This window comes from Acidovorax sp. KPB24-07 (assembly GCF_057543315.1).
Genome location: NZ_BAAJYS010000378.1, coordinates 1 through 3,118 on the forward strand (window position 1 = coordinate 1; position 3,118 = coordinate 3,118).

Here is a 3,118-nt window from a genome sequence, read left to right on the forward strand (position 1 = left end):
TCGATCTCCAGCGTGGCCTCGTCGCCGCCCGTGTCGGGCGTCCACCAGGTGCGGCCGGCGTCGGAGGTATCGCCCGCCGCCTGGTTGCGCTCGATGATCTGCAGCACTTCCTGGCCGGCGATCTCGAACACCGCCGAGGGCCGGGCCTGGCTGTACACGCGCAGCACGGCGCTGCCGGGCAACCCCAGGTGCTTGGCCAGGCGCGGCATGGAGACGCCCTGCGGATCGTCCAGTTCGGCCAGTGCCGACAGCAGCGCCGGTGAGAGCCCGCTGTCATGGCCCACCGGCACGGGCGGCATCAAATGGCCGCCACGGCCGCGGTTTCCGCGGCGGCGGCCGTGTCTGCAGCATCTGCCGCCCCGGCCGCATGCGGCACCAGCACCACAGGGATCGACTTGGAGGTCGGCGTGCCCGCATTCAGCGCCACCGACGACAGGGGCACGAGCGGATTGGTCTCGGGGTAATAGGCAGCGAGGTTGCCGCGGGGAATGTCGTAGGCCACGAGCTTGAAGCGGTCGGCGCGGCGCTCCTGGCCGTCGCTCCACACGGTCTGGATGTCCACCCAGTCGCCGTCCTTCAGGCCGAGGGACCGAATGTCCTCCTCGTGGATGAACACCACGCGCCGCTGGCCGAACACGCCGCGGTAGCGGTCGTCGTGGCCGTAGATGGTGGTGTTGTACTGGTCGTGCGAGCGCGTGGTGAGCAGCGTGAACACGACGGTGTCGCGCCGCAGCGCGCGGGCCTGGTGCGAGGGCGTGTCCACCGGCACGGGGTGGGCGACGAAGCTGGCCTTGCGGCCGGCCGTGGCCCAGACACGCTCGCTGGCGGTGTTGCGCAGCCGAAAGCCCCCGGGCACGGCCACGCGCTGATTGAAGTCCTTGAAGTCGGCGAACACGGCTTCGATCTTGTCGCGGATGCGGGCGTAGTCTTCGATGAGCCACAGCCACGGGGTGCGGCTGCGCCCGCCGATCGTGGCCGCGGCCAGCCGCGCGACGATGGCGGGCTCGGACAGCAGCTGGTCCGAGGCCGGCGGGTTGATGCCCATGGACAGGTGCACCATGCTCATCGAGTCCTCCACCGTCACGCCCTGCGGGCCGCCGGCCTGCATGTCGATCTCGGTGCGGCCCAGGCACGGCAGGATGAGCGCCTCGCGCCCGTGCACGATGTGGCTGCGGTTGAGCTTGGTGGTCACGTGCACCGTCAGGTCGCAGCGGCGCAGCGCCTTCCAGGTCTCATAGGTATCGGGCGTGGCGGCGGCGAAGTTGCCCCCCAGGGCGAAGAACACGCGCCCCTTGCCGTCCAGCATGGCCTGGATGGCTTCCACGGTATCGACCCCGGGCTCGCGCGGGGGCTCGAAGCCGAACACCTCCTGCAGCTTGTCCAGCAGCGCGGCCGGGGGCTTTTCCCAGATGCCCATGGTGCGGTCGCCCTGCACGTTGCTGTGGCCGCGCACGGGGCACGGGCCCGCGCCGGGCCGGCCGATGTTGCCGCGCAGCAGCAGCCAGTTGACGATCATCTGGATGGTGGCCACCGAGTGCATGTGCTGGGTGATGCCCATGCCCCAGCAGGCGATCACGCGCTGGGCATTGCGGTACACCTCGGCTGCGGCGCGGATCTGCGCCTCGGGCAGGCCGGACTCCTCTTCGAGCAAAGGCCACGATTCGGCGCGCAGGTCGGCCAGCAGGCCGTCGATGCCGGTGGTGTGCTCGGCGATGAAGGCACGGTCGAGCACGCCGCCGTCGCGGTCCTCGATCTCGATCAGGTGCTTCATCATCCCCTTGACCAGGGCCAGATCGCCCCCCACGCGCAGCTGGAAGTAATGTGTGCTGATGGGTGTCGAGCCCAGCGTGGCCATTTCCATCTTGCTCTGCGGGTCCTGAAAGCGCTCCAGGCCGCGTTCGCGCAGCGGGTTGAAGCTCACGATCTGCGCGCCGCGCTTGTGGGCCGCGCGCAGCTCGCCCAGCATGCGCGGGTGGTTGGTGCCGGGGTTCTGCCCGAAGATGAAGATGGCGTCTGCCTCCTCGAAGTCCTGCAGCGTGACCGTGCCCTTGCCCACACCGATCTGTGGGCGCATGGCGCTGCCGCTGGGCTCGTGGCACATGTTGGAGCAGTCGGGAAAATTGTTGGTGCCGTATTCGCGCACGAACAACTGGTACAGGAAGGCGGCCTCGTTGCTGGCGCGGCCCGAGGTGTAGAAGATGGCCTCGTTCGGGCTGGGCAGCGCGTTCAGGTGCCGGGCGATGAGCGCGAAGGCATCGTCCCAGGCAATGGGCACGTAGTGGTCGCTGGCCGCGTCGTACACCATGGGGTGGGTGAGCCGGCCCTGGTCTTCCAGCCAGAAGTCGCTCTGCTCGGCCAGGGCGGCCACCGAATGCCGGGCGAAAAGCTCCGGCCCCGCGCGGCGGGCGGTGGCCTCGGCCGCCACGGCCTTGGCGCCGTTCTCGCAGAACTCGAAGGTGGAGGCATGGTTGCGGTCGGGCCAGGCGCAGCCGGGGCAGTCGAACCCGTCGGGCTGGTTGGCCGACAACAGGGTCTTGGCCCCCTTGAGGGGAATGTCCTGGTACTGCAGCGCGCGGCCGACGGAGCGCAGCGCGCCCCAGCCGCCGGCCGGGCCTTTGTAGAACTCGATTTTCTTGTCGGTCATCGTGGTCTCCTGCTCATCGGCGAAACGAACGGCGAAAGGGGTGGGCTCCCGAGGGAGCGACCGGGTTGGACACCGCCGCGCGCGCGGCGTTCCGCAGCGGCCACCATGCTAGGGCGTTTTGAAGGTGGCCGCAGCGTCGGCCAGGGCCGCGGCCTGCTCGCGCATGCGCAGGGCGGCGGCCGCGGCCTCCTCCACCAGCGCCGCATTCTGCTGGGTCATCTGCTCGATGCGGGCGACGCTCTGGTGGATGCCGTCGATGCCGCTGCTTTGCTGGCCGCTCGCTGCGGCAATGCCTTCGATCAGGTGCGTGACCTCGGCGATCGAGTGGGCAATGCCCTGCATGGACTGGCGCGCATCGTCCACCAGGCCGCCCCCCGCGTCCACCCGCTCGACCGATGCGGCGATGAGGCCACGGATCTCCCGCGCGGCGTCGCCCGAGCGCTGGGCCAGCGCCCGCACCTCGCCCGCCACCAC

The 3,118-nt window shown here is 70.1% G+C and carries 2 protein-coding genes and 1 pseudogene; all 3 read right to left on the reverse strand.

Annotated features, from left to right (window positions below; translation table 11 throughout):
* Positions 1-299, reverse strand: a pseudogene (locus tag AC27IQ_RS21250) (hypothetical protein); the annotation flags it as partial.
* Entirely contained in the window at positions 299-2,644 is a 2,346-nt protein-coding gene (locus tag AC27IQ_RS21255) for an FdhF/YdeP family oxidoreductase (RefSeq protein WP_487090685.1), read from the reverse strand. The pseudogene AC27IQ_RS21250 and the gene AC27IQ_RS21255, both read right to left, overlap by 1 nt.
* Before the next feature lie 108 nt (positions 2,645-2,752).
* The coding region (locus AC27IQ_RS21260; protein ID WP_487090686.1) for a methyl-accepting chemotaxis protein at positions 2,753-3,118 on the reverse strand (366 nt) is incomplete at its 5' end.